Source organism: Pandoraea sp. NPDC087047 (assembly GCF_044745225.1).
Taxonomy (GTDB): Bacteria; Pseudomonadota; Gammaproteobacteria; order Burkholderiales; family Burkholderiaceae; genus Pandoraea.
This window is the reverse complement of sequence record NZ_JBIUZU010000005.1, coordinates 1-25,072: the sequence shown is the minus strand read 5'-3', so window position 1 is coordinate 25,072 and position 25,072 is coordinate 1. Positions and strand designations below refer to the sequence as shown.

General features: G+C 64.2%; 14 protein-coding genes and 1 pseudogene. 12 read left to right on the top strand and 3 right to left on the bottom strand.

Annotation, left to right across the window (positions count from 1 at the left end; genetic code table 11):
• Positions 1-66: 66 nt before the first annotated feature.
• On the bottom strand, positions 67-711 hold the full coding sequence (locus ACIPHM_RS10375; RefSeq protein WP_400327531.1) for a YfiR family protein: 645 nt from the start codon (positions 709-711) through the stop codon (positions 67-69).
• A 448-nt stretch (positions 712-1,159) separates the two neighbouring features.
• Here ACIPHM_RS10375 and ACIPHM_RS10370 point away from each other — a divergent pair, with 448 nt between their 5' ends.
• The 5 genes from ACIPHM_RS10370 (at position 1,160) to ACIPHM_RS10350 (ending at position 8,145) form a co-directional block, all read left to right on the top strand.
• Complete coding sequence (locus ACIPHM_RS10370) at positions 1,160-2,881, top strand: putative bifunctional diguanylate cyclase/phosphodiesterase (RefSeq protein ID WP_400327529.1); 1,722 nt, start codon at positions 1,160-1,162, stop codon at positions 2,879-2,881.
• Between the two features lie 311 nt (positions 2,882-3,192).
• The gene (locus ACIPHM_RS10365) at positions 3,193-4,299 is read left to right on the top strand and encodes an S-(hydroxymethyl)glutathione dehydrogenase/class III alcohol dehydrogenase (protein ID WP_400327527.1); all 1,107 of its coding nucleotides are present in this window, start codon (positions 3,193-3,195) and stop codon (positions 4,297-4,299) included.
• Positions 4,300-4,705: 406 nt separating this feature from the next.
• Entirely contained in the window at positions 4,706-5,395 is a 690-nt protein-coding gene (locus tag ACIPHM_RS10360) for an SH3 domain-containing protein (protein WP_400327525.1), read from the top strand.
• 696 nt (positions 5,396-6,091) lie between these two features.
• The gene (locus ACIPHM_RS10355) at positions 6,092-7,501 is read left to right on the top strand and encodes an amino acid permease (RefSeq protein ID WP_400327523.1); all 1,410 of its coding nucleotides are present in this window, start codon (positions 6,092-6,094) and stop codon (positions 7,499-7,501) included.
• Positions 7,502-7,686: 185 nt separating this feature from the next.
• Positions 7,687-8,145, top strand: coding sequence for a cupin domain-containing protein (locus tag ACIPHM_RS10350; RefSeq protein ID WP_400327522.1), 459 nt, complete (start codon positions 7,687-7,689; stop codon positions 8,143-8,145).
• Positions 8,146-8,235: 90 nt separating this feature from the next.
• Here the strand turns inward: ACIPHM_RS10350 and ACIPHM_RS10345 are convergent, their stop codons facing one another.
• Positions 8,236-8,529 (bottom strand): hypothetical protein, encoded by a 294-nt coding sequence (locus ACIPHM_RS10345; protein ID WP_400327521.1) that lies wholly within the window; start codon positions 8,527-8,529, stop codon positions 8,236-8,238.
• Positions 8,530-8,768: 239 nt separating this feature from the next.
• Here ACIPHM_RS10345 and ACIPHM_RS10340 point away from each other — a divergent pair, with 239 nt between their 5' ends.
• Positions 8,769-9,545, top strand: coding sequence for an NAD(P)H-dependent oxidoreductase (locus tag ACIPHM_RS10340; RefSeq protein WP_400327520.1), 777 nt, complete (start codon positions 8,769-8,771; stop codon positions 9,543-9,545).
• On the top strand, positions 9,545-11,488 hold the full coding sequence (gene kefC, locus ACIPHM_RS10335; RefSeq protein ID WP_400327518.1) for a glutathione-regulated potassium-efflux system protein KefC: 1,944 nt from the start codon (positions 9,545-9,547) through the stop codon (positions 11,486-11,488). Before ACIPHM_RS10340 ends, kefC begins: the two co-directional genes overlap by 1 nt.
• Before the next feature lie 89 nt (positions 11,489-11,577).
• Here kefC and ACIPHM_RS10330 read toward each other — a convergent pair whose 3' ends face one another.
• Positions 11,578-12,003 carry a hypothetical protein gene (locus ACIPHM_RS10330; protein ID WP_400327516.1) on the bottom strand — a complete coding sequence of 142 codons (426 nt, stop codon included), beginning with the start codon at positions 12,001-12,003 and terminating at the stop codon, positions 11,578-11,580.
• A gap of 270 nt (positions 12,004-12,273) precedes the next feature.
• Between ACIPHM_RS10330 and ACIPHM_RS10325 the strand changes: the two genes are divergently transcribed.
• The 5 genes and pseudogenes from ACIPHM_RS10325 to ACIPHM_RS10305 form a co-directional block, all read left to right on the top strand.
• Positions 12,274-13,596, top strand: a complete 1,323-nt coding sequence (locus ACIPHM_RS10325) for a TIGR00366 family protein (protein WP_400327514.1) — start codon at positions 12,274-12,276, stop codon at positions 13,594-13,596.
• 122 nt (positions 13,597-13,718) lie between these two features.
• The gene (locus ACIPHM_RS10320; protein ID WP_400327512.1) at positions 13,719-14,621 is read left to right on the top strand and encodes a ferritin-like domain-containing protein; all 903 of its coding nucleotides are present in this window, start codon (positions 13,719-13,721) and stop codon (positions 14,619-14,621) included.
• A 427-nt stretch (positions 14,622-15,048) separates the two neighbouring features.
• The gene (locus ACIPHM_RS10315; RefSeq protein ID WP_400327510.1) at positions 15,049-16,767 is read left to right on the top strand and encodes a ShlB/FhaC/HecB family hemolysin secretion/activation protein; all 1,719 of its coding nucleotides are present in this window, start codon (positions 15,049-15,051) and stop codon (positions 16,765-16,767) included.
• A gap of 9 nt (positions 16,768-16,776) precedes the next feature.
• Positions 16,777-16,896: pseudogene (locus tag ACIPHM_RS10310) on the top strand (ESPR-type extended signal peptide-containing protein); the annotation flags it as partial.
• A gap of 171 nt (positions 16,897-17,067) precedes the next feature.
• Positions 17,068-25,072, top strand: an 8,005-nt coding sequence (locus tag ACIPHM_RS10305) for a hemagglutinin repeat-containing protein (RefSeq protein ID WP_400328224.1), incomplete at its 3' end; no start/stop codon positions are given.

Genomic DNA, 25,072 nt, shown 5'->3' with positions numbered 1-25,072 from the left:
ACAGCAATCCGGCAACGGGCGCACCCGGTCCGGGCGGCGCGGGGTGGGCTGGGGGGAATTGGGTTGTCATGGTGTCCCCGGCTTTCGTGCCAGCTTCAGCACGTTCGGGTGGACACGTACGCCGCTGCGCGCGACTGTGTCGAGGTTGATATCGAAAGTCACCCGGTCGGCATCGACGTTCAGACAGAACATCGTGCCGGCCGTGCACGAATCGTTACGTTCGCTGATCGTGAGCACCGGGTGACCGGCGAGGTTGGTCAGTATCTGGCGGCGTTCGGTGTCGCCCATCGCACCGAGATACAACGCATCGCATAACGAACCAATGGCCGGTTCGGTGCCGGAAATACGCTGGGCCTCGACCGGTTGTGTAATAGCTGACTGCACTGACTGCGGCCCGGCGAGCAGGTCGCGCGCGTAATCGGTACTGCCGATCACGCACAAACGCACTTTCGCCGGCGGCGTCGGCCAGCGCGTGAAACTGATGATGCCGAGCACGACTTGCCGCACGTTGGCATCTCGCGCGCTTGACGAGGCGCTTGCCGCAGCATTCACCGGCACGGCCGGCGATGCGGCAGGCGTCTGCGCCATGGCACTGCCCATCGCGACGACACAAAGCAGAAACAGAAACGGGAGCAGGGGGAGCCCCCAGCGTGTCGGACGGGCGTGCCAATGCAGCACCTCCCGGCGGGCTCGCCAGAGGCCCTGTGTCATGCCGCTCGTGATTGTCCGGACGCTATGCAACGCCGCCTTCCCTTTTACCGAAATATCCGCGATGACCGGAACGCATCGCCCCGCGAAATCGACGCCCTGTCGGTGTCATCCCGCCCGAATCAGGCCGCATGATACCGAACGGCTTTGCCCGAAGCCATATGGACGAGAGATCCGGAGCGCTGGGCGGGGGCACGGCGGCCTGAATGCGGGGGTGACGCCAGCACACAGCATGCCCGTGCCGACGGGTTTCCGAAACCCCTTAAGACCCCACGTTTTCCCTTGCCCGAACACGCTTGCAACGTGGCAGAATGGCGCCCATAACCGATTGAAAAACAAACGGAATCGGGCGATTCGATCGCTCGATTATCGAGACGAAAATCGCAACGCCAGGGAGGTGTTGCATGACGTGCCTGAACTCCGGCCCGACCGGCATTCGGGAGGTACGGACGTGAACGACCCCGTGCCTCGTCGCGTGCCCGACGTTCAAGCCGAATTGAGCCGCGCCGCGCTCGACAGCGCGCCCTATGCCATGTTCGTCTGCACCGACGACGGCATGCTCGAACGCATGAACACGGCGTTTACCCGCCTGACCGGCTATCAGCCCGGCGACCTGCTGGGCAAGCGCGGTTTTCTGTCGTTGCTCGACCCGTCGGAACTGGCGCGCCGCCGTCTGCCCGCGCTGGCCAGCCTCTCGGCCCACGAGCCCGTGCCGTACGACGACGAATGGCATCTGCTCACCCGTATCCGCAGTTGGCTACCCGTGCGCCTCGCGCTCTCCTGCGTCGAACACGCACCGGGCGAGCGGCGCTGGGTCGGTATCGTGCTTGACCTCTCACAGCAGGTGCAGGTCGCGTCGCGGCTCTGGTACGTCACGCACCACGATCCCGTGACCCATCTGCCCAATCAGACCCTGCTCAACGAACGCCTCGAACTGGCGATTCATCGGTGCGCGCACCAGCAGGTCGGGTTGACGGTATTGCTCATGGAACTCGATCATCTGCGCAAATTGCGCAGCACATTCGGCCCGCCGGCCGCCGAGCTGGCGTTGCGCATCGCGGCCGAACGGCTGCGCGAAGCCAGCGGCCCCGAAGACGCGCTGGCGTGCGTTGGCGGGAGCCAGTTCGTCATCGTGACCAACGAAACGGGCGATGCGGCGCGCCTTCTGGCCGCGCGAATTCAGGCACGGCTCGCGCAGTGGGCTGACGTCGATCAGAACCCCGTCGCGCTCGACGCGAGCATCGGCGCGGTCAGCTATCCCGATCATGGCAGTACGCCGGAGACACTGTTGCGTCGCGCGCACATTGCGCTGGGCATGGCCGGGGCGGCCGGTGGCGGGCTGCGTTTCTTCAGCAGCGAGATGGACTCGCAAACGCGACGTCACAACGAACTGGAGGGCCTGTTGCGTGTTGCCGTGCACGAACAGGCGCACTCGCAACTGCATCTCGTCTACCAGCCGCAGGTCACGCTCGCGACCGGCGAAATTCGCAACGCGGAAACGCTGCTTCGCTGGCGTCATCCGACGTTGGGGGCCATCGGGCCGGGGGAATTCATACCGATTGCCGAAACCTCGGGGCTAATCGTGCCGCTGGGCGAATGGGTAATGAGCACCGCTTGCCGCGAAGGGAGCCGCTTGCTGCGGCGATGCGGCCAGTTGCCGCGCATCTCCGTGAACGTCTCCGCGCAGCAGTTCGCGCGGCAGGATGTCGTAGGCATGGTCGAGCGAGCGCTGAACGTGAATGCGCTGGAGCCGCGTCATCTGGAAATCGAAATCACGGAAACCGTGCTGCTCGGGGATTCCAGCGCCGCCCTGGGCTGCCTGGGATCGCTGCACGACATGGGCGTGGAGATCGCCGTCGACGACTTCGGCACCGGCTACGCCAGCCTCGCCTACCTCACACGCTTTCCCGTGCACCGCCTGAAGATCGATCAGAGCTTCGTGCGCGACATGCTCACGCATGCGCCGAGTCACGCCATCGTGAGCGCCGTCATTGCGATGGCCCATTCGCTCGGGTTGCGGGTGACGGCCGAGGGCGTGGAGACGAAGGCGCAGGCGCAACGGCTCACCGAGCTTGGCTGCGACGAAGCGCAGGGGTACTGGTTCGCACGCCCCGTCGACGCGCGAGGCTTCTATCACATCGTGGCGCCGTTGGGCAGCGGCGCACGACGCTGACAGGTCACCCGTAATGGCCTGGTGACTCAAGCACTTTTTGGCGCTCTCTGGCAGGACATTGCTTACCTAAGCTGAAGTCCCGTTCCGGGGAATCGTCATGCTGCCCTTATCCAAACTGCCACGGCCGTTCGCGCGCCGGCACGCCCCTCGTGAAGTGACGAGCGACGCGGGATATCAGGCCGGCAATTCCTGCGCCAAGCCCCGCCTTTTTCGTCGACATGGTGTGTCAGGACTCGCGCGCGACTTTAGAACGCGGTATGGTACGTCGCGAAGGAATTCTCCCGAACGACGTCGCAACGAGGAATATCGCCATGAAAACCAAAGCCGCCATTGCCTGGGAAGCGGGCAAGCCCCTGACCATTGAAGAAGTCGATCTGGAAGGGCCGCGCGCCGGCGAGGTGCTGATCGAGGTCAAGGCCACCGGCATCTGCCATACGGACTACTACACACTCTCCGGCGCCGATCCGGAAGGCATCTTCCCCGCCATCCTCGGCCATGAGGGCGCGGGCATCGTCGTCGACGTCGGCCCCGGCGTCACCACGCTCAAGAAAGACGACCACGTCATTCCGCTGTACACGCCCGAATGCCGTCAGTGCAAATTCTGTCTGTCGCGCAAGACCAACCTGTGCCAGGCGATCCGCAGCACACAGGGTCGCGGCCTGATGCCCGACGCCACGTCGCGCTTCTCGCTCGACGGCAAGCCCATCTTCCACTACATGGGCACCTCCACCTTCTCGAACTACATCGTCGTGCCGGAAATCGCCGTTGCGAAGGTTCGCTCCGACGCCCCGTTCGACAAAGTCTGCTACATCGGTTGTGGCGTGACGACCGGCGTGGGCGCAGTCGTCTACTCCGCCAAAGTCGAAGCGGGCGCCAACGTCGTCGTCTTCGGCCTGGGCGGTATCGGCCTGAACGTCATTCAGGGGGCGAAGATGGTCGGTGCCGACAAGATCATCGGCGTCGACATCAATCCCGGTCGCGTCGAACTGGCCAGGAAATTCGGCATGACCCACTTCATCAACCCGAACGACGTCGAAAACGTCGTCGACACCATCGTGCAGTTGACCGACGGTGGCGCCGACTACTCCTTCGAGTGCATCGGCAACGTCACGACCATGCGTCAGGCGCTCGAGTGCTGCCACAAGGGCTGGGGACAGTCGTTCATCATCGGCGTGGCGGCGGCGGGTCAGGAAATCAGCACGCGCCCGTTCCAGTTGGTGACGGGCCGCGAGTGGAAGGGTTCCGCGTTCGGCGGGGCGCGTGGCCGCACCGACGTGCCGAAAATCGTCGACTGGTACATGGAAGGCAAGATCAACATCGACGATCTCATCACCCACACCCTGCGCCTCGACCAGATCAACGAAGGCTTCGACCTGATGAAACGCGGCGAATCCATTCGCTCCGTCGTGTTGTACTGATCGCGCCAATCCCGCAGCGGGCGGCGGCGCACTCGCACTCCGCCGCCCACTGCGCCGCATTGCACCGATTGCATCCGTTGCACCCGCTGACCCCGCTGGCCCCGCAGGCCCATACAGGCGGGCCGCTCGCACGGGCGGGCAGCTCGACGCAGGCATCGCATACGCCATGCCATCGTCCTTACCGGCTCGACACGGGCCACATCCCCCTGAGACCCCTGGCAGAGGTCAGCCACGTAACGCGCGAGAATATTGCTGCAACGTTTCGTTACGCGTTACCGAAAACCATCAGCCGAGACAACCGGTCGAACCGTCATGAAGTGGAGGTTCAGGGGCGCGGTCTGCTCGCGCAAAGGGATTGCCGGTGGACGCCCTCACATTAGGGAAACAGCGAAACAGGGAGACGAACATGAACAAACGAACCTTGCCGCTCGTGCTCGCGGGCACTGCCATGCTCACGACACTGGTGGCGCTGCCTGAAGTGGCGTCGGCGCAGGCCGGGCAGGCCGTTATCAATGCGCCGGCCAACGTGCGTGCGGGGCCGGCGACCGACTACCCCGTCGTTGCGCAGGCGGCTGCGGGCATGCCGGTAACCGTCTATGGGTGCATTTCCGGTTACTCGTGGTGTGACGTCGGTCTGCCGGGCACGCGCGGGTGGATCTATGCGGCGCTGCTCAGCTACCCCTATCAGGGGAGTCCCGTGCCCGTGCTCAACTACGGCACCGTGATCGGTTTGCCGATCATCACCTTCTCCATTGGCGCGTACTGGGGCAACTACTACCGTAATCGCCCCTGGTACAACGACCAGCGGTATTGGCACCGTCCGCCGCCGGGGCCACGGCCGCCGGGACATTACCCGGGACCGCGGCCGCCGGGAGGTCATTATCCGGGGCCGGGACCGCGCCCCCCGGGGCATGGTGCGGGTCCGGGGCCACGGCCTCCAGGACACGGTGCGGGGCCGGGACCACGGCCACCGGGCCATGGTGGGGGTCCGGGGTCACGTCCGCCGGGCGGTGGGCATGGGGGAGGAAACGGGGGTGGGCATGGCGGTGGACATGACGGGGGTCATGGGGGTCGCCCACCGGGTGGGGGGCGATAGGGAACGCATGAGAGGCCCGATGGTTGGGCTCGGGTAAAGGATGAGTACCGGTAACGCCCGCGGCCCGGGGTGGGTGCGGGCGCAGGGGCGATACCGGGATGTGGCGTTGGGGAGTGTCGCCAAGCCCCACCCTTGAAATTCAGCAACCACTGCACGCATTTTGGGAAAAACGCTTAAAATGTGAGCAATTCCGGCCAGGCGGAGGTGCCGATCAGGCGCCGATGGCCGGACCGCAGGACAGCGAGCCCTTGCACACAAGACGTCTCCCGGCGTTCAGGTGCACCAACATTGCAGACCCTTCAGCAGACCTATCTCCGGTGTGCCATCGCGAAAACCGCGACCGTCACGGCACCCCGGCAGGATCCTCAGTAAGTCTCGATCGTGTTCGTCCCGCCCGGCGTGCCTTTCCATGGGAAAAGGCGCGCTGCGGCATGCCTATCGCCATGCCCCATCCGGCACGCGCTACCCGCGCCCGTCGATGGTGGCCTATTCGCCCGTGCCTCGCGCATCGGCAGCGTTAGTGCAACGACGTGGTTCGTCAGCCCCTGCGGCCATCCGCCAGGCATGGGAACGAACGGCCACAAGCCCGAGGTGCCCTTGCAGCCAGGTCACGGGGACACGTCTCCCGTGGATTCCCCCGATGGCGCGCACGACGCGAACGCCAGGGGCACACGTTGCAGGAACCTTTTGCAGGCAATGAGTCTTTTTCGAACCAAAAACATCGAGAACATGCTGGCCGCCGGTCGCGCCGGCAGTCTCAAGAAAGTGCTGGGACCGGTCGACCTCGTCCTCATGGGCATTGGCGCCATCATCGGCACCGGCATCTTCGTGCTCACCGGCACCGGTGCGCTGACCGCCGGCCCGGCGCTCACCCTCTCCTTCATCATCGCGGCCATGGCCTGTGGTTTCGCCGCCCTGTGCTACGCCGAATTCGCCTCCACCATCCCCGTCTCCGGCTCCATCTACACCTACAGCTACGCCACCCTCGGTGAGATCGTCGCGTGGATCATCGGCTGGGATCTGATGCTCGAATACGGCCTCGCGTCCTCCGCCGTCTCCGTCGGCTGGTCCGGGTACTTCCAGTCGCTTGCCGCCGGCTTCGGCCTGCACCTACCCGCGGCAATCACCGCGGCCCCCGGCAGCGTGCCCGGCGTGAGCACCTTCATCAACCTGCCCGCCGTCGTCATCATGCTGCTCATCACCTGGGTGCTGTCGTACGGCGTGCGCGAGTCCGCACGCATCAACAACCTGATGGTCGCCATCAAGATCGGCGTCGTGCTGCTGTTCATCGCCGTGGGCGTGTGGCACGTCAAACCCGTGAACTGGACACCGTTCATGCCCTTCGGCACCAGCGGCATGTTCAATGCGGCAGCGCTCGTCTTCTTCGCTTTCATCGGCTTCGACGCCGTGACATCCGCCGCCGAAGAAGTGCGCAATCCGGGACGTGACCTGCCCATCGGCATCATCGGCTCGCTCATCGTCTGCACCCTGCTCTACGTGGCGGTCGCCGCCATCATGACCGGCATCGTCCCCTTCGCGCAGTTCGCCGGTGTCGATCACCCCGTGTCGCTCGCGCTGCAATACGCCGGGCAGAACTGGATCGCAGGCTTCGTCGATCTGGGCGCGATTCTCGGCATGACCACCGTCATTCTCGTGATGACCTATGGCCAGACCCGCATCACCTACGCCATGTCGCGCGACGGCCTGCTGCCGCCGCTGCTCTCGCGCATTCATCCCACGCACAAGACCCCGTTCGCCGGGACGTGGATCATCGGCGTCGTGTTCGCCGTCATCGCAGGGTTCGTACCGCTGGGCGTGCTCGCCGAGCTGATCAATATCGGCACCCTGTCGGCCTTCGCGCTGGTGTCCGTCGCCGTGCTCGTGCTGCGTCGCACGCGCCCCGACCTGCCCCGCGCCTTCCGCGTGCCGGGTGCGCCGGTCGTGCCGCTCATCTCCGCCGGTCTGTGCCTGTTCCTGATGGCGCACCTGCAAGCCACCACGTGGATCGCCTTCGTGGTCTGGCTCGCCATCGGCATGGTGATCTACTTCACCTATGCGCGCCGCAACGCCCTGCTGCACAAGCACGGCGATACGCCGCAGGCCTGACCTGCGCGCCCCCCTGATTCGCTGATCCCGGCCTGAGCGCCAGACCGACTACACCGCCTCGCGCCCCGGCGCGAGTGCGCGTATAGTCCTGTCCTGAATCACCCCGCCTCACCCGCATCCTGCAAGTCGTTCGTCCGTGCTTCCCTTGCCGTCGTCTGCACACGTCCCTGCCAAGGAAAAAGAACATGCGCCGTTATGCCCTGCTTGCCGCTGTGCCCGCCGCGTTCGCCGCGGGCTTTCTTTCCTCCCACCTGATGCCGAGCGCCACCGCGCAGGCCACACCGCTGACGGCGCAGATCATCGATGTCGGCGCCATGACCGACGAACAGATCAGCAATCTCGTGCCCAACATAGGAACGCTGCGCACCCGAACCCTGGTCGCAACGCCGAACGGCACCATCGCCGTGCAAAGCGGCAACGTGCCGCGTCACACCCATCAGGCAGCCGACGAGATTCAGTATGTGATTTCAGGCAGCGGCACCTTCTGGCTGGGCGACCAGCAGCGCGAGGTGCATCCGGGAGATCTGATCGTGATTCCGCGCGGCACCGTGCACGCGGGCTCGCAGAACACCAGTGGTGAATTCAAGGTGCTGGCGGTGAAATTGCCGCCGCAGGCGCCGAACGATATTCAATTCGTCAAGTGATGGCAGCGGTGTCGTAGCCTCGACGGATGGGCCGCTTGCCGCGCCCGTCCGTCAGGCGCTTGCCATGCTCGCGCCACGTTTGTCCGGCCCTCAGCCGAAATGGCGATTGAGCCACACCGCGCCGTAGCCGAGCGCGAACATCGTGAGCAGCAGCGGCACCGAAATGCGGATGATCTGGATGACGAGCGGACGCGGCGGCAGATCCTCCTGCTGCGGCATACGCCCTGTCTCATGCAACGCGCCGGTGCACAGCGCCGCCGCCAGCGCACTCGCAAAGACCCAGAACGTCTGGTTGTAGAGCAATGCGATGAGCAGCAACGTGAGCGCCACGTTACGTCCGTGATAGATCAGATTGACGATATTGCGAAAGGCTTGCGGCGACATGTCGGAAAAGCACTGACGTGTGCACGGATGCACCGCCTGCGCGAAGAGTCTTGTTATTTGTCTTTGACCTGCGGCACGCCGCGTGAATGATGCATCGCGACGCGCCACGGCCCTCGAAAGCTGAGCAGAGCTTATCCAGTCATAACGGCTTTTACCCGCCGAGTCTTTAACCGTTCTGCGTGCGCGCAAGCTCAATGCACCGATGCCGGCCATCATATGAATGGAGTATCCTCCCCCGCATGACAGCCCCCGCATCTTCCCGTCTCCAGCAAGCGGCTCAGGACACCCGCGACGGTGCCCCCGAACGAGCCGTCTACGTCATCGTGGCGCATCCGCGCTGGCGCGACTCGCGCGTCAACCGTCGCCTGCTCGAAGCCGCGCGCGGCATCGCGGGTGTCGACGTCAACGATCTTTACTCGACGTATCCCGACTTCAGCATCGACGTCGCTGCCGAACAGCGGCGCGTGGCGCGCGCCGATCTGATCGTGCTCGTGCATCCGATCTATTGGTACAGCATGCCGCCGTTGCAGAAACTCTGGTTCGACGAAGTGCTGTCGTGGGGCTGGGCCTACGGCCATGACGGCCACGCGCTCGCGAACAAGGATCTCTGGCTCGTGGCAAGCACCGGCGGGCCGCTGGAGAGCTATCGGCCCGACGGCTATAACCAGCACGAGTTTGCCGATTTCCTGCCCGCCTATGAACAGACGTCGCACCTGTGCGGCATGCGCTTCCTGCCGCCGCATGTGCTGTACGGCGCACGACGCTGCGACGCCGCTGCGCTCGATACCCACGTCAGCGAGTTCGTGGGGCGGCTCGCAACGTACCCGCAATGGCCGGAGTTGATCTCGATGGCCGACGCGTCCGAATGCGAGGTCATCCCGGCAACGGATCGTCCGCGCGGTGGGACTGAAGCGACGGGTACGACGAACCCATCGCCCGATGACAACAATGGCGACGATAGCAACGACGGCACGCCGTCCGAGGCGACGAACGCCACTGCCGGGAGGGCCGTCTGATGGAACACGTCCCGTCGTGGCTGCTCGCCAGTCTGATTTATCTGGCGGCGGCCGTCATCGTGGTACCGCTGTCGCGCGCGCTGGGCCTCGGCGCGATCATCGGCTATCTCGCCGCGGGGATCGCTATCGGGCCGTGGGGCCTCGGCCTCGTCTCGCGCGTGGAAGACGTGCTGCACTTCGCCGAATTCGGCGTGGTGCTCATGCTGTTTCTCGTCGGTCTCGAACTTGAGCCCCGGCGCCTGTGGAGTCTGCGACGGCCGATCTTCGGCTGGGGCTCGGCGCAAGTTCTCGGCTGCGCTGTGCTGCTCTTCGCCGCGGGCCTCGCGCTGGGCGCGCCGTGGCGCATCGCCCTCGTGGCAGCACTCGGCCTCGCGTTATCGTCCACCGCCATCGCCTTGCAAGTGATGGCCGAGCGCAATATGCTCGCCACCGCGAGCGGTCAGGCCGGCTTCTCGATCCTGCTGTTTCAGGACGTTGCGGCCATCCCGATTCTGGCGCTGCTGCCGCTGCTCGCCAACTCGTTCGACAGCCACGCGATGACGGGCACGACGCGCGCGCTCGAAGCCCTGAAGATCGTCGGCGTGATCGCCGCCATCATCCTCGGCGGCCGGCTCGCCTTGCGCCCGCTGCTGCGCTGGATCGCCAATAGCAAGACGCCGGAGATCTTCACGGCAACGGCACTGCTGCTCGTCGTAGCCATCGCAACGCTGATGCAAGTGGTCGGGTTGTCGATGGCGCTCGGGGCATTCCTCGCGGGCGTGCTGCTCGCCGAGAGCGAGTACCGGCGCGAGCTGGAAACCGACATCGAGCCGTTCAAGGGATTGCTGCTGGGGCTGTTCTTTATCGCCGTGGGAATGAGCATCGACTTCGGCGTGCTGCTCGCGCAGCCGTTGCGCATGATCGCCGTCGTCGTCGGCTTCATGGCGCTCAAGGGTCTCGCCATCTACAGCGTGGCGCGACTGATGCGTCTGCCCTATCAGGAGCGCCCGATCTTCACGCTGCTGCTCGCGCAAGGCGGCGAGTTCGCCTTCGTGGTGTTCCAATCGGCAGGCCCGCAGGTGCTGCCGCCGGCAGTGTCGTCGTTCCTCATCGGTGCCGTCGCCTTGTCGATGCTGGTCTCGCCGCTCCTGCTTGTCGCCATCGACAAATGGCTGCTGCCGCGCTACAGCCTGAAGGGTTCGCCGCGCATGGAGGAGATTGCCGAGCCGCAGTCGGCCAGCGTGGTGATCTGCGGGTTCGGACGCTACGGACAGATCGTCGGCCGCGCGCTGGTGCCGCAGGGCGTGTCGGTCACAGTGCTCGACCATGATCCCGACACCATCGAGAGCCTGCGTCAGATCGGTTTTCGCGTGTTTTACGGCGACGCCACGCGCCTCGATCTGCTGCGTATCGCAGGCGTGGCGACCGCGCGTGCGGTGGTCATTGCCGTGGACGACATCGATCAGTCGCTCGAAATCGCCGACCTCATGCGCGAGCACTTCCCCAACGTGCCCGTCGTAGCGCGTGCACGCAACGTCGGACACTTGTTCCAGTTGCGCGATCGCGGGGTGAAGCACATCGAACGCGAAGTCTTCGATGCCTCGCTGCGCAGCGCGCGCTCGGTGCTCGAAACACTCGGGTGGCCCGCGGCCGAAGCACGCGAGGCGACGATGGCGTTCCGGCGCGCGAATGTACAGTTGACGGACGAGATGTACCCCTCCTACCAGGATCGCAACAAGATGATCGCCACCGCGAAAGAGGGGCGTCGTCAGTTCGAGGAGCAGATGGCGCGCGAGCGCGCAACGCGCCGTGCGCAGCGTCAGGTCACTTTCGGCTGGGACGGCGACCGTGCGCCCGACAAGACACTGGCGGCCGCCAACGCAGACATCACAACGTCACACGCACAGCCCGCGCGAAGCCAGGACACTCAAGACCCTCACGCGCCAGACGACAGCCGCGCCTGAGTCCAGTGCGGGGCATCGAATCCGGGGCGTCACATCCGGGTCGTCAAATACGCCCCACCGAATATTCCTATCGACGCGATAGCGCGTGATCAGTCGAACGGTTTGAAGTGACCGTCGGCCGGCACGCGCGCATCGGCGTGCAGACGCGTTTCAGCCTCCGAACCGGCAAGCCCGCGATAGTAGAGATGCACGCCAATCGCCGCCGAGTAGCGACGAATTTCCACGAGCGTCAGATACGCATGTTCGGCCGACGTGAACATCAGATACGGCGACTCCTCTTCGATCAACCCGGCAACCTGATGCAGGCCGTGGCGATGCAGCACGGCCGTGAGTTCGTCGCGGCTGCGGTGCGTATTCGCGTCGGTGGCCGGGTACATCATGCGCAGCAAAGCGAGCGGATGATCGGCAACGGCGAGCGACAGCGCTTGTACGACAGCGTGACTATCGAGAGCCGTAGCCACGGCTTCACCTTCGGGACGATGCTGCGGGAAAAGTTGCTCAAGGGTCAGCGACATGATGAGTCCATTGCAAAGTAGCTGCGAAAACTGCGACAGCGGTTTTACAGTCTAGTCACCTCTGGGCGCGCGATATAGCGCGTCGCGCGAATACCTGCGTTGCATGCGCCGCAACAATTACCAAATATTTCACAACGCTCCCACGTCGAGCGCTCGTCTCCTGCCACAACTTTCCACGCATTGCCATTACGCAGTTTTACGTCATGCCCTTGCCTCGCGCCGGTGACACAATGCAACGATTAACAAGTTAACAATAAGGAAGAGACAGTCGTGGTCAAGCGTATTTCCCATTTTTTCACGCAGGTCGTGCACCGTTTTTTGCCCGATCCGCTCATCTTCGCAATCTTCCTCACCGTCATTACCTTCGCGCTCGCACTGGGCTTCACGCCCAAGACGCCGGGCGAACTCGTGCAGCTCTGGGGATCGGGTTTCTGGAATCTGCTCGCCTTCTCCATGCAGATGGCGATGATTCTGGTGACGGGTCACGCCCTCGCCAGTTCCGCGCCGATGAAGCGCGCGATGGCCGCGCTGGCAGGTTCCGCGCGCTCGCCTGCGCAAGCCACGATGATGGTCGCGTTGCTCTCGGGTATCGCCTGTGCGATCAACTGGGGTTTCGGTCTCGTGCTCGGTGCGATGTTCGCGCGCGAAGTCGCCCGTCGCGTCAAGGGCACGGACTACCGTTTGCTCGTCGCATGCGCGTACATGGGCTTTCTGACGTGGCACGGCGGGTTGTCCGGTTCGGTGCCGCTGGTCGCGGCAACGCATGGCAATCCGATGGAAAAGGTCGTCGGCCTGATTCCCGTCTCACAGACGCTTTTCACCGGCTACAACGCGTTCATCACCCTCGGTCTGATCGTGATGCTGCCGCTGCTCGCTCGCGCGATGATGCCGCGGCCGAACGAAGTCGTGTCCGTCGATCCGAAGCTGCTTGTCGACGAGCCCACGCATGAGCGCGTGCTCGGCCCGGACGCCACGCTCGCGGAGCAGCTCGAAGAAAGCCGTCTGCTATCGCTGCTGGTGTTCGTGCTGATCGCCGGGTTTCTGGTGCTGCGCACCGTCACCAAGGGTTTCACGCTCGATATCGATACTGTGAACATTGCGTTCCTCGGCATCGGCATCCTGCTGCATCGCACGCCGATGGCTTACGCCCGCGCAGTGGCGAATGCGGCACGCGGGGCGTCCGGCATCATGATCCAGTTTCCCTTCTATGCCGGCATTCAGGCGACGATGGATCACTCGGGACTCGCTGGCGTCATCACGAACTGGTTCATCGAAATCGCCAACGCCCACACGTTCCCGTTGCTCGCTTTCGTCAGCTCGGCCGTGATCAACTTCGCAGTGCCTTCCGGTGGCGGTCACTGGGTGGTGCAGGGTCCGTTCGTCATGCCCGCCGCGCAGGCGCTGCACGCCGACATGGGCAAAGCAGCGATGGCCATCGCCTACGGCGAAGCCTGGACCAACATGGCGCAACCGTTCTGGGCATTGCCCGCGCTCGCGATTGCCGGGCTGGGGGTGCGCGACATCATGGGCTACTGCGTCACGGCGCTGCTGTTTTCGGGGGCGATCTTCATCGCCGGGATGTACCTGTTCTGATGTCTTGCCGACGCGCGCCGTGGACAGCCCGTACGCCGGTCTGTACGGCGCGCAGTCATCGCTGGTGATATGATTTTTGCCGACGCCGACAAGACGCTTATCGAATGCGATACCCCGACCAGATGTCCGACACGTTAGCGGCAGCCGTTGCGCAAGCCGACCATGTCATGCGCCATTGGCAATACGATGCCGATGGCCCCGTGAAAATTGGTTCGGACTCCCACAAGCGCATGTTCTGCCGCATGCTGCTGGAATCTCATAATCCCTACAAGCCATCCGTCATTGAGTGGCCGAAGCTGCCGCCCGATGCGCTCAAACGTCTGACCGCGCTGCCCATCTGGGACATTGCCGTGCAGACGGAAGGCCGCGCGTCGATTCGCGTCGCCACGTATGCGGCAACGATTCAGGACCCGTTGCTGCGCGAAGCGCTGGTGATGGACGGCGAGGAAGAAGCCCGTCACAAGGTCGTGCTCTCCAAGCTGGTCGAAGCCTACGGCATCGAACTCGCGCCCGAGCCGCCGTACCCGCCCCCGGGAGACCCCGAATGGGCGTGGATGAAAACGGGCTTCAGCGAGTGCATCGACAGCTTCGTCGCCTTCGGGCTGTTCCGCTCGGCCCAACGCTCCGGCTATTTCCCCGAGGCGCTGGTCGAGACGTTCGAGCCGGTGATTCAGGAGGAGGCGCGCCACATTCTGTTCTTCGCGAACTGGGTGGCCTGGTATCGGCGCACGCTGCCGTTCTGGAAGCGTCCGTGGTTCTATGCGCGCGTTGTCGCGGTCTGGATCACGCTGATCTGGGATCGCATGGCGATTGCCCGCGGCATCGACACCGATGGCGTGGCGCGCGACGTCAACTTCCCCGCAACGGGCACCGCCGATATCGGCGAGTCGCTCAAGCCGCGCGACATGATCCTGCTGTGTCTCGAAGAAGACGCCCGACGCATGGACGGCTACGACAAGCGTCTGCTGCGCCCGACGTTCGTGCCGAAACTCGCCCGCCTTGCGCTGCGTTTCATGAAAAGTTGAACGTCGCGGCCTTTGCCGCCCTGGTGCCGTCCGAAGCCCTTTCGGACGCATCCGAAAATTTCTGGCCCAAATTCCGAATACGCGGCGCTGCCCGTCTGCCAGACTCCTGGTCTTCCTGTCGTCCGCGGTTCCACACAACCTCCCGGTCTGACGCCAGGGTGTAAGCCCCCCCTGCTGCATGCCCGCCGTGCTCACTGTTGCGCCCTTTTTGCGCATTCGCGCCTGACGCGCGCGCCGGTCCCCGCTATCGCGGGTTTCCGCGCACGCGTGATCGCGCCATGCATTGCTTCGACCATGAAAAGGGGCTGCACAATCCGTGGCACATCGCGACCGCCAGATCTTCATTGCATCCATCGTTCGCCGCATTGGCGGATTCGCCCCTCGCGTACCGGCCCTTCTGCGGACCTGCGCGCTGACGTGTGGACTCGTGCTTCATTGCGACCCGACGGCCCCTCAGGAGCGTATCTCGCCCGCGTTCAGCGACGCCGTCAGGCAAGGCGTGCAGGACGAACAACTGGAACGCCAACGCAGGGAAGCCGAAGCGCGTGCAGCGCGCGCGGCGGCACCGGATGTGCGTCTGCCGCCCGTGGCTGTGGGCGCGTCGCCTGACGACATCGACACGCTACCGGTCGAATCGCCCTGCGTCGCGTTGCGCCGCATCACTGTCACCGGCCTCGACGGCACCGCGCCTCCCGCATCGTTTGCGTTCGTCGAATCCACGCTCACTCCGTTTGTCGGGCAATGCGCGGGCGCTAACGGCGTAGCCCAGATCGCTTCCGTGGCCACGGGGGCGATCCTGACAAAAGGCTGGGTCACAACACGTGTGATCGTCCCCGAGCAGGATCTGGCCGACGGACATCTGAGACTGCATCTCATCCCCGGCAAAGTCTCGGCAGTCCGATTCTCCGATTCGTCCGTGCGTGGCAGTTGGCGCTCCGCGGTCCCGTTGCGCGCCGGCGACACGCTGTCCCTGAATGCGCTGGAACAAGGGCTCGAACAACTCAAACGTATGCCAAGCCAGGATGCGGATATCCGTATCGAGCCCGGCGACGCACCGGGGTCGAGCGAGGTATTGATCGATGTGCAAAGGCAGCGGCCGTGGCGTCTGCTCGCCTCAGTCGATAACAGTGGCACGCGCGACACCGGCCGCCTGCAAGGCCAGGTGGCAATCGGCATCGACAATCCGCTCGGCTTGAACGACCTGCTCGATGTCTCGGTCCAGCACGACCTGTCGACCGGCGACGACAGGTTCGGCACAAAGGGCGCCAGCGTCAGTTACTCGATGCCGTGGGGCTACAACACCGTTTCCATCTTCGGAAGCACGCGCGCCTACTTTCAGCGGATTGCGGGCGCCAATGAGTCGTTCGTGTCGAGCGGTCGTCATCAAACGGTCGAGCTTCGGCTGGAGCGCGTCGTGCATCGCGACAGTCTTGGCAAGACAGCGATCGACGCGCGGCTTGGACGTCGCTTTGGAAGGAGCTTTATCGAAGACTTCGAAATCTCACAGCAGTACCGGAACAACACCTATGTGCAACTCGGTGCAACGCACCGGCAGTACTTCGGCAGCGCGCAGGCGGACATTGCCCTGAATTACCGGCAAGGCATGCCCTGGTTCGGCGCGCAGGACGATCTGCGCGACCCCGTCACTCGCCTGCCAACGCAGCAGACCTATCGCTATCGCATGTTCACCCTGGATGTGCAGTGGTCCGTGCCGCTGCGGGTGCCTGTACTCGCGCTCAGATACGTCGGCATGTTCCACGGCCAGACCACGGCAGACGCTTTGTGGGCTGTCGATCAGTTAGCCATCGGCGGACGGTACAGCGTACGCGGCTTTACCGGCGATCAGACCCTGAGCGCCGAGCGCGGCTTCTTCCTTCGCAACGAGTTGCATGTCCCGATAGGGGCGAGTGCGCACGCAGTGTATGCAGGCGTGGACTACGGGCGTGTGTTCGGCCCAAGCGCTCGTTACCTTCCCGGCACCCAACTCGCCGGCGCGGTCATTGGCCTGCGCGGACAAATCGGTGCGTACGGCGGGCCGTGGGGCAACGCCAGCTACGACGTCTTTGTCGCCAAACCCCTCTTCCACCCCGCCCGATTCCCGATCAATGCCACCGTTGCCGGCATTTCGCTCGCCCTTCGCTACTGAGTCCCACCCATGAACACACGTTGCTTTCGTCTGATCTTCAGTCATCTCCAACGCCAATGGGTTGCCGTCGGCGAAAACGTCCGTCGTGGACGAGCGCCCGGATGCGGGCGCAGTGCTCGCCGTCGCGGACCAGGCAACGCGACGGTGGCGCGGCGACAGAACCCATCGATCCCGTTCAGTTCGGCATGCTTGTCCGCGCTGATAGTCCTGGGCTTGCCGATCACCGCTTCGCCGCAAATCGTCGCGGCACCGGGTCCTCACGCCCCCGGGGTCAGCGTCACACCGAACGGATTGCCGCTCGTGAACATCACTACGCCGAGCGCGGCGGGCGTGTCGCAAAACCAGTACCAGCAGTTCGACGTTCCGGCGCAGGGCGCGATACTCAACAACTCGCCCACCATCGTAAAAACGCAGATCGGCGGACTCGTACCGGGCAACCCCAACCTCACTGGCGCCCCGGCACGCATCATCGTCAACCAGGTGACAGGGACGTTGCCGTCGAACCTCGCCGGTTATCTCGAAGTGGCCGGGAATCGGGCCGAAGTCGTCGTCAGCAACCCCAATGGGCTCACCTGCCACGGCTGTGGCTTCATCAACACCTCGCGCGCCGTGCTCACGACCGGCCTGCCGGTGTTTGGCGGTAGTGGTTCTCTCGAAGCTTTCCGGGTCACCGACGGCCGCTTGCGAATTACCGGTAGCGGTCTGAACGCCGGTAATCTCGAGCGCGCCGCCCTGCTCGCCCGCGCTGTCGAGATCAATGCCGCCGTTCACGCGCAGCAGCTCGACGTCATTGCGGGCCTGAACGATATCGACGCAGCGACGTTCGGCATCCATAGCCGCCAGGCGGCGGCGACCGGCAAGCCCTCGTTCGCGCTGGACGTCTCGCGTCTGGGCGGCATGTATGCCGGAAAGATCCGGCTCATCGGCACCGAAGCCGGTGTGGGCGTCAATCTGGACGGTCACGTCAGCGCAAATCAAGGGGCGCTCGTGCTCGACAGCGCGGGGCAGCTTCAGATTAGCGGGAAGCTGCAAGCGCGCAGCGATATTCGTGTGAAGGCCGCAGCAGACCTGTCGATCCGTGGCGATACCCTGGCCGAAGGTCAACTGACGCTCGAAACCGCGCGGAATCTGGTCAGTTCGGGAAGCATGCGCGGCGCACGCGATGTGAAGCTCGATGCCGGTAACGCGTGGCACCATACCGGCACGGTATCCGCGGGTCGGCATCTCGAAGTCGATGCGGCCTCGATAGCATCGACAGGCGTCATGGCCGCGGGCGCCGAAACCGACGCAACGCAAGGGGCGACAGGGAACATTTCGCTCTCAACGGCAGGTAGGTTGCAAGCCGGCGGAACGCATACGGCCACCGGCAACATCGGATTCATGGCGGACGTCGTCGACCTGAGCGACTCGACTTCGACCACACGCCTCGGACTGCGAATCGATGCACGGCGCGGCGCCGTCACGATGGCGCGTGCGACAACCCGAGTTGGGGACACGACGCATATCACGGCCAGCGGCGACGTCTTTCACGACCAAGCGACGCTTAGCACGTCCAGCCTGTTCATAGCGGGGGCGAGCCTGAGCAACGACAACGGACGTCTCCTCCAATGGGGGGCATCGTCCCCGTTCCGAATTGCCCTTTCCGGCCCGTTTAGCAATCGCCAAGGTCAGGTACAAGCCAATAGCAGCAACCTGTCGCTGACTTCCGGTCAAATCGACAACACCGCCGGCAAGATCGAACACGCCGGCGCCGGTGTCTTCCGTCTCGTCACCGGCGCCGTCGGAAACACGGGCGGGACACTCGCCACCAACGGCGCCATGATCGTCGATGCCGGCGACTGGCGAAACGATCAGGGCACCGTTTCAGCGAAGCAGTCACTGGCAGCCGGAATACGCGGCCAGTTGACGAACTCGGCCGGGTTGATGCAGACCGGCGGTCTGTTCTCGCTGACGGCACACGACATCAAGAACCTCGGCGGGCGTTTGCTGGCACTTGGCAACGCCAATTTCCGCCTATCCGCCGACAAAGGCATCGAAAACGGACGCCTTGGCACGACGTTGGGGGAAATCGCCGGGCGCGGCGATGTGGTGCTTGCCGCCACATCACTCGCCAACAGCGGGGCTTGGACCGCCCAAGGCTCACTCCTCATAGACGCTGCGGGCGACCTGCTGAATGTGGGCGGGCGCATTGTTGCGCGGCGTCAAGTGACCGTCGCCGCGCGGGGTGCATTCGACAACACCCGCGGCACGTTGAACGCCGGCGAGGCGCTGAGCCTTCAAGCCGACGCCATCGACAACACGCTCGGACAAATGCAATCGCGTTCGCTCTCCGTGTATGCCCGGCATCTGAACAACCGGTCAGGGTCGATCGGCCAGACGGGCATCGGCGCCCACGACCTGGCGCAATTGCACGTTGCCCAGCGCCTGAGCAATCACATGGGCTCGATTCATCTGGCCGCTCGTGACGCCACGATCGACGCCGCCGAATTCGGGAACGCAGGCGGCACCGTGGCGCACGCCGGGAGTGGGGTGCTGTCCATCAATGGACAAGCGCTCGGCAATCGAAACGGGCGCATCGGCACGAATGGCGGCCTGCGGCTCAATGCCGAGTCGTTAGAGAACAGCGAGGGGCAATTAACGGCGTTGCGACACCTCACGTTTAACGTTCGGGAGGCCATAAGCAATGCGTCAGGAAGGATTGCCGCGAATGCCAACATCGCCGTCGAAGCCGGCAGCCTGGACAATACTGCCGGTCGTCTGTACGCCGGCAAATCTCTCGCGCTGAAGGTCGCCGCCGACGTCGTCAACAACGCGGGATACCTCGCGGCGGGCGGCCACCTGAATGCCGAAGGCGGTGGCAGCTTCGTCAACCGCTCTGGCCGCGTAAGCGCCCACCATGGGTTGCACATCAAGGTCGCCGACAAGATCGACAACACCGATGGCGAACTCGACGTCAGCGCTGACAACGGGCACATGCGCGTATTCGGGAGACAGCTGGATAACGCGGGCGGCAGCCTGGCGAATGCGGGAACCGGCGCCATCGACATTGCGATGCGCGAGCGGCTGCACAATCGCGCCTCTCAGGCGCGTGCCGCGCACCGTGGCGGCAGCATTGCCGGCAACGGGGCCATCAACGTTTCGGCCGACGGTATCGAGAATATCGATGGCGCACGGATCGCCGCCGGGACTTCGCTCTCGCTCACGTCGACCGGCGACATCGACAACCGGCTCGGACGACTACACGCCAATGGCCCTTTGAGCGCCACCGCGAATCACAACGTCAAGAACGCGAACGGCGCCATCCATTCAGGCAAGGCGCTGAAACTCACAGCGACGGGTGCGCTCGACAACACTGGCGGGAGCATTGAAACAGCTGGCGATCCCTCGATCGGCGGAGACGACACCCTCACCGTCTTTGCCGACGCACTGGACAACACCGACGGCCGAATCGTCAACGGCACACGCAGCGGCAGCGGCAGCAACGATCTGGCCATCACCGCCGAAGCGATTGTGAATGCGCAAACCGGTCATTCGGCATCGGATCGCCCTATCGGATTGATTGGCGGCAACGGCCGCGTCTTCGTTACGGCGTTCTCATTGATGAATGGGCCGAACGCACAAATGAGCGCCGCAGCGAATCTGTCGCTGAGCGTTCGAGACAAACTTGGCAACGCGGGCACCCTGTTTTCGGGCACAGATCTCGATGTGACGTGGCGCGATGCCGCAAGAACACGGGTATTCCATAACACCGGCGATGTGCAGGCGGGACGTAACGCGTCCCTCGCGGCCAATGAACTGGATCATCGCGCGGGCGGAATTGCTGTCAATCGGAACCTGAATCTGCGCGTCGGCAGCTTGCTCGGCAACGCGCGAGTGCGCGCAGGCAACGATCTGAGCATCGCGCTGCCGGGCGACTATATCTATGGCGCCGATCACACCTGGCAAGCCGATGGCAGTCTCACGCTCGATGTCGGCGGCCTGCTGCGTGTTCACGGCGCACTCGGGGCCATCAAGCAACTCACGGTGAACGCGGCCAATGTCGTCAACGCCGGACAAGGCCGCCTGCGTGGCGGATCGGTTCTCCTCAATGTCGCTGGCGACATCACCAACGAAACCCGCATCGATGGCGACGACGTCAGACTGCGCAGCATCCGGTTCGTCAATACCGGTGCGGTCATGGGTGGTCGAATCCGATTCGATGGCGAGAGCGTGAGGAACACTGGAGCGCGCGCCGTGCTGGCAGCGACACAGCAACTGGACCTCTTCGCCACAGGCGATGTCCTTAACGAGAATGGCGCAACGCTATTCAGCCTCGGCACCCTTCGTCTCGCAGCGGGAGAAACGCGCGATGCACAGGGCTTTCTGACCCAGCAAACGGGGCGATTCATCAACCGATCGGCGGTGATGGAAGCCGGTGGCGACGTGGACATCGCCACACGCGAGTTTGTGAACGACCGTAGTTACGTGAACATTCTGCGAGGCGTCGACGAAGGCGAGACACGGCAAGTGCGCGATCTCTGGATCGCAGGCTACGTAGCGCTTCCGGACGCAGACAGTCGTGCTCGATGTGCCGCGCTCAGAGGCGCCGCCTGTGAAACGTTGCCGACGACCCACATGAGTCACAGTCTGAGTGTTGACGGCGAACCCGCGATGGTCGAACAAAAATATTCGGAGATCGACGCGAATGGCGAAGAGGTGAGGAAAACGCGCCTGGTTCCCAATCCGCGTAACCAGACCTTTACGCAATGGCGGTGGAACCGGGAAGCGCGCGCGGCACTCTCCAGCGAGAAACTTCACGCGGTGGGAAGTCCCATCAGCGTCACCATTCCGAAGCGAGGCGTGACGGCGCTCGACGCCGACGCCAAAACATTCTCGCTGGAAAAGCCCATTGTCGAGGTGTATCAGCCATATGCCTTCTCGCAAGCGTACGACACCCGCAACATCACCCAACGCGCCGTTCAGCATTTCGAATCCGTGAGCGACGACGGTCAGGGAAATTGGGTCATCCGGTTCTGGCCCGACTTCGATCCGTCGGCGCATATCCGGCCGACGGTGGTCGATCAGTCGAACAGCACCGTCACGGGGGCGCATGACGAGGGGGTCCGGATTTTCCGCCGCGGATATGGCATCCAGGACGGTCGCGACACCAACGAATACCGCCGCCGCATCACCGTGCGCAGCAAGACCGACGTCATGGGCGACGTCGCCGATCCCGGCATCCTCACCTCGCAAGGCACCATCCGGCTGAATGTGGGCAACGGCACCGCGTTGAATCATGCGTCGACGATCAGTGCTGGCGGAGATCTCCAGGTTCGCGGCAATGGCGGTCAAATCACAAGTCGCAGCATCGGCCTGGAGCGCGTTGAACGCATAGCGCAATCGTCGGATCTGTATTGGCACGAAAAGCGGGGCAATAGCGACAGATGGTTCACGACGGTCGACCTTGGCGTCACGGAACGTCGCGCTATTGTTGGCGGACTCCCGAGCCTGATCTCTTCGAATGGGACGACGCACCTACGCGGTCGCGACGTCACGATTGAGACGGCCACCGCCGACGGAACGGTCATTGGCAACAGACACACCGATAGCGATGTCGGCACGGCGCAGCGCGTCGCCGTCGGCGAAAACCCTGCAACGGTCTCCACCGGCAGGCCATCTCCGGTGGATGCGTTGGTCGCCAAGCCTCCCGCGTTCGACATATCGGGCGCAGTCCAGACGCTTGATGCCGTCTCAGGCGGTATCCCCGGACTGGAGCTTCCGCGCAGCGCACTCTTCACGGTCGTCACGACACCCGGCCACCCTTACCTCGTCGAGACCGATTCTCGATTCACCGACCGTGGCACCTCCGTCTCCAGCAACTACATGCTGGACCTCCTCGGGATTGCTCCGGATAGCGTCGAGCGTCGTCTTGGAGACGGATTCTACGAAGCGAAGCTCGTGCGCGAGCAGATTCTGACGTTGACCGGACGCGCCTCCCTTGGCCTCCGCGACAACGCCGCTTCGGCGGCCATCGACGCGCAATTTCGAACGCTTCTCGCGCAAGGCGCACGGGCAGCCCGTGATCTGGAACTTCGCGTTGGCATTCGACTGACGTCCGAGCAGATGCGAGCGCTGACCGACGATATCGTCTGGTTGGTCAGACAAACCGTTACGCTGCCCGACGGCACGACGGCAACGGTCCTGGTGCCGACGGTATACCTCGCCCATGGCAAGCGCGTCGTCATGCAACCGGGCGGTGCATTGGTCACGGGCCGAGACGTCATCGTCGAGGCGACGCATCAAGTGAGCAATAGTGGTCAGATCGTCGGCAACGCGAGCACGCGAATCCGCGCGCTTGACGTCGAAAATCGCGGCGTGATTGGCGGCTCCCGCGGCTCCGGCGGCTCACGCAAGGGCAACGCCGGCATGGTCGAGGTCGTCGCCTCGCGGGACGTGCAAAACGTCGGCGGCGAGATCGCCGGTGAGCGAGTTCACATCACAGCAGGGCGCGATGTCGTCGTCACCAGCCAGAGCCGCACTGCCGAATGGGGCAACGGTTCGCAGAAGGGCAAGACAACGGCCGTCGATTCGCTCGGCCGCATTAGTGCGGGTGACGCCGTGGCGATTACCGCAGGACGAGATCTCTCCGTCACCGGCGCGGCAATCGACGCCGGAGGCAACGCCAATCTTGCGGCGGGACGCGACATTTCCTTGGGCGCCATTGCGACGAGCCGCGACTTTGGCGGCGGATCGAGCCAGAGTCATAGCCGCACGCGGGTCACGGAACATGTGTCGTCGGCCATCAACACCGGGGGCGACGCCACGTTCATCGCCGGACGCGACGTGTCCACAGCGGGCACAAGCATCGATGCGGGCAAAGCGGCCGTCATCGTGGCGGCAAGAGACGTCGAGATTGGCGCGGTCACCGACAGCATCGCGGACTCGGGGCGAGTGCGCGGCGACACCTACGCGGCCTCGGTCGAGACCTACGAGGAAACCGTACAAGGCAGTCGACTACATGCGAACGGCGCGATAGGTATCGCTGCGGGGCAAATCGAGGCTGTGGGGCGGCTATTGGATGAACGCAATGTCACCGCTTACGTGACGACCGGAGACGCGACCCGCGGTGACGTGACGATTCTCGGCGCCTATCTGAGTGCCGGGGCCAGCGATGGCGCGCGGCCCGGGACGCCGGCGCCCTCGACCATCGGGGGTAAATCGGAGCTCAAAATCGTGGCCACCGGCGACGTTACCGTCGGCGGCGTTGCGGCCCGGTATGACGACGAGCGCTGGTCGCGCAGCACCCACGCAGGCCTGCTCTCGTCCACGACGGAGGAAAACTACCGGGACGCCCACGGCACGCGCACGACGGGTAGCACGCTCTCGGGCGACGCGGTCACAGTCGTTGCCGGACGCGATGTCGCGATCACCGGGTCGCAGGTCGTCGCGGATAGTGACCTGACCATCAGCGCCGAACGCCATGCAACGATTACGTCCGCCGAAGACCGAAGCCGTTCACTAAGTGTTTCGGAAAAGACGACGAGCGGTGTCTTCGGCAGTGGTTTCAGCGTCACCATCGGCAGTCGATCCGAGAAGGACAAGCAGCGTCGCGAGCAGGTTAGCCAAACGGGAAGCGTGGTTGGCTCGGTCAGTGGCGATGTCACGATTCGCACCGGCAACGACTACCGGCAGGAAGGCAGTACGGTCATCGCACGCGATGGCGACGTGAGCATTGCGGGCAAGCGCGTATCGATCGTGGAGAGCGAAGCGTCCGAACAGCGCCTGCATGAGCGCGAAATCCGGCAGGCGGGATTGACGGTTGCGATATCGAACCCGGTGCTCAATGCCGCGCAGACCGTCGGCCAGATGGGAAAGGCGGTTGGCAAGGTCAACGACGCCCGCATGAAAGCGCTCGGTGTCGCCGCGGGTGCCCTCGCGGTGAAAAATGCCGCCGATACCGTCAAGAACCTCAAGGATGCGGCCAACGTGAATATCGCTGTCACCGTTGGGGGATCGAAGCAGGAAAGCCGCGAGACCAACGACAGTACAACATCCAACGGCTCTGCGATTCGCGCCGGCGGCAGCGTCACCCTATCGGCCTTGGGAGACGGCGATCAGTCCTCGCTGCTCGTTCGCGGCAGCGAGATCGCCGCTGGCAAAGACGTCAAGCTCACGTCCGACGGCTCACTCGATATCCTCGCCGCCACCGACACCTCAGCACACCATCGCAACTCCACCGGCGTCTCGGGGGGCGTCGGGCTGGGCATCTCCATGGGCAGCCAGGGCGTGTCGATGGGAGTGACGGGCAATGCAAGCGCCTCGCGCG

Coding starts and splice junctions, on each gene's coding strand:
- ACIPHM_RS10345 (WP_400327521.1), bottom strand. CDS start 8,529: ATGTCGCCGCAAGCCTTTCGCAATATCGTCAATCTGATCTATCACGGA.
- kefC (WP_400327518.1), top strand. CDS start 9,545: ATGGAACACGTCCCGTCGTGGCTGCTCGCCAGTCTGATTTATCTGGCG.
- ACIPHM_RS10365 (WP_400327527.1), top strand. CDS start 3,193: ATGAAAACCAAAGCCGCCATTGCCTGGGAAGCGGGCAAGCCCCTGACC.
- ACIPHM_RS10355 (WP_400327523.1), top strand. CDS start 6,092: ATGAGTCTTTTTCGAACCAAAAACATCGAGAACATGCTGGCCGCCGGT.
- ACIPHM_RS10350 (WP_400327522.1), top strand. CDS start 7,687: ATGCGCCGTTATGCCCTGCTTGCCGCTGTGCCCGCCGCGTTCGCCGCG.
- ACIPHM_RS10330 (WP_400327516.1), bottom strand. CDS start 12,003: ATGTCGCTGACCCTTGAGCAACTTTTCCCGCAGCATCGTCCCGAAGGT.
- ACIPHM_RS10320 (WP_400327512.1), top strand. CDS start 13,719: ATGTCCGACACGTTAGCGGCAGCCGTTGCGCAAGCCGACCATGTCATG.
- ACIPHM_RS10375 (WP_400327531.1), bottom strand. CDS start 711: ATGACACAGGGCCTCTGGCGAGCCCGCCGGGAGGTGCTGCATTGGCAC.
- ACIPHM_RS10360 (WP_400327525.1), top strand. CDS start 4,706: ATGAACAAACGAACCTTGCCGCTCGTGCTCGCGGGCACTGCCATGCTC.
- ACIPHM_RS10340 (WP_400327520.1), top strand. CDS start 8,769: ATGACAGCCCCCGCATCTTCCCGTCTCCAGCAAGCGGCTCAGGACACC.